Annotated in this window: 1 protein-coding gene; it reads left to right on the forward strand. The window is 61.5% G+C overall.

Translation table 11 applies throughout. The features are described from left to right. Window positions 1-723 precede the first annotated feature (723 nt). Window positions 724-2322, forward strand: a complete 1599-nt coding sequence (locus FM051_RS49775; protein WP_202919534.1) for a reverse transcriptase/maturase family protein — start codon at window positions 724-726, stop codon at window positions 2320-2322. Window positions 2323-2416 lie beyond the last annotated feature (94 nt).

Consider the following 2416-nt stretch of genomic DNA (forward strand, 5'->3'; position numbering starts at 1 on the left):
GCCCCGCTCGGACAGACCACCACCATCCGCGTATCGCATCACTCCTGCGTAGACCACAAGCCGATCACGACCACGCAGGACACGCCGAGAACCACATGATCAACCCTGGCCTTTCAAGATCTGTAACCCGATGGCCGGGTCCAGTGGTCGGGGACGGCGCGCCGGGGGACCCGCGTGATATGGCGAAATTGCGCCGCGAGGCGCTCTGTCGTATTCCCGGCACAGTCGGGAAGAACTCGGAGGAAGATTCTTGAATCGAATGGCTTACCTCAGCCTGAAAGGGTGAGAGGGACAAGAGCATGCCAGGAAATCGGCGACTGCGTCCAGGCGTCAGGAGCAGTGCGCCGAGCGATTCGCGCAATACGGTGAAAGCTGGACTGCCTGAATCCCAATCTCCAGGAGATGCAAATATCCATCCGCCGGAAAGACGTCCGGAACCGGCGCCACGTCCTGCATCGGCATTCCTTTCGCGGCCGTTGCAACCTCCGGGACGTGGAGCGATGCCCAGTGAGGGCATTCAAGGAGATGAGTGGGGCACCTAAGTTGCGCTAGCACGTACGGCAGAGATGAACGCGGGATCACCTAAGGGATGCGAATCCTATGGTGACGGAGACCCCGTAGTAGTCGCCGGAGTCACGACCGGCCACGAAGTCCGGGAAAGCCGGAATGAGGGCGAAGGGGGTCAGGTGATCGGACACTCGAAGACCTGGGAGGCATGCGAAATTGCAGAGCGCCGAAACAGTGCTGGGTGTCCTCCGTGAACGCGGCAGGCGCGGCCTGCCATGCAACGAACTGTACCGGCAAATGTTCAACCCGCAACTCTATCTCATGGCTTACGGGCGCATCTACTCGAACAAAGGAGCGATGACGCCCGGAGCAACGGCAGAGACCGTGGACGGCATGTCGCTGGACAAGATCGGACGCATCATCGATACGATGCGCCACGAGCGCTACCGGTTCAGTCCGGTCAAGGGGGTCCTCATTCCGAAGAAGAACGGAAAGCTCAGATCCCTTGGCGTGCCAGGCTGGACGGACAAACTGGTCGGCGAGGTGATGCGCCTCCTGCTGGAGGCGTACTACGAACCGCAGTTCTCCGACCGGTCCCACGGGTTCCGGCCCCGCCGAGGCTGCCACACCGCATTACGCGAAGTGACAAACACCTGGACGGGGACGACCTGGCTGATCGAGGGCGACATCTCCGATTGCTTCGGGTCGCTGGACCACGAGGTCATGCTCTCGACGCTATCGGAGAAGATCCACGACAACCGGTTTCTGCGGCTACTGCGAAACATGCTGCAAGCCGGATACCTGGAAGACTGGGTGTGGAACGCCACGCTCTCCGGAGCACCACAAGGCGGCGTTCTGTCACCCACACTCTCCAATATCTACCTGCACCGGCTGGACAACTTTGTCGAGACAGTTCTGGTACCGGAATACAACCGAGGTGCGGAGCGGGTCAAGAACCCGACCTACCGCAAGGTTCAGAAGGCGCTCACGGAAGCCCGCAAGCGGGGAGACCGTGCCGAGGCACGGTCACTGCGCAAGCAGTTGCGCAGTATGCCCAGCAAGGACCTTCACGATCCTCGCTACCGGCGACTGCGTTACGTGCGGTATGCCGACGACACCCTGCTCGGGTTCACCGGACCGAAGGCCGAAGCCGAGGAGATCAAGCAGCGCCTCAGTCGGTTCCTGCATGACGAACTCAAGCTGGAACTGTCCGAGGAGAAGACGCTCATCACCCACGCCAGAACCGGCGCGGCACGGTTCCTCGGCTACGAGATCACCGTTGAGCAGAACGACAAGGCAATCACCAATGGTCAACGGTCGAGCAATGCGACCGTCAAGCTACGGGTGCCGACCTCGGTGATCAAGGCTAAATGCGCCCCGCATCTGAAGCGCGGAAAACCCGCGCGTCGGACCCAACTGATGAACATGGACGACTACACCATCGTCTCCATCTACGGGGCCGAATACCGCGGGGTGGCCCAGTACTACCTGCTGGCCAGTGACGTCTATCGGCTGAATCGACTGAACTGGGTCATGGAGACATCACTACTGAAGACGCTGGCGGGCAAGCACCGCTCGACCGTGTCGAAGACGGCGGCCAAGTACAAGGCCAAGGTCGAGACTCCCCACGGGCCGCGCACGTGCTTTGAAGCGACCGTCGAACGCGGTGACGGCAGGAAACCACTGGTCGCACGGTACGGAGGAATTCCGCTTCATTGGCAGAAGACGGCGGTCCTCAAAGACCGCCAACCGGACCGGGCAGTCGGCCCCAAGGAGCTGGTTAGTGCCCGTTTCCGAGCTATTGGGGTTGGGTGAGTCGACGGCTGGTGATGCGGATCATGGCCCAGCGGACCATGGCCTCGTGGTGGTGTCGTAGGCGTTCGTAGTCGCGGACGCAGCGGCGGTGTCC

The organism is Saccharothrix deserti, assembly GCF_009769385.1.
GTDB classification, from domain to species: domain Bacteria; phylum Actinomycetota; class Actinomycetes; order Mycobacteriales; family Pseudonocardiaceae; genus Actinosynnema; species Actinosynnema deserti.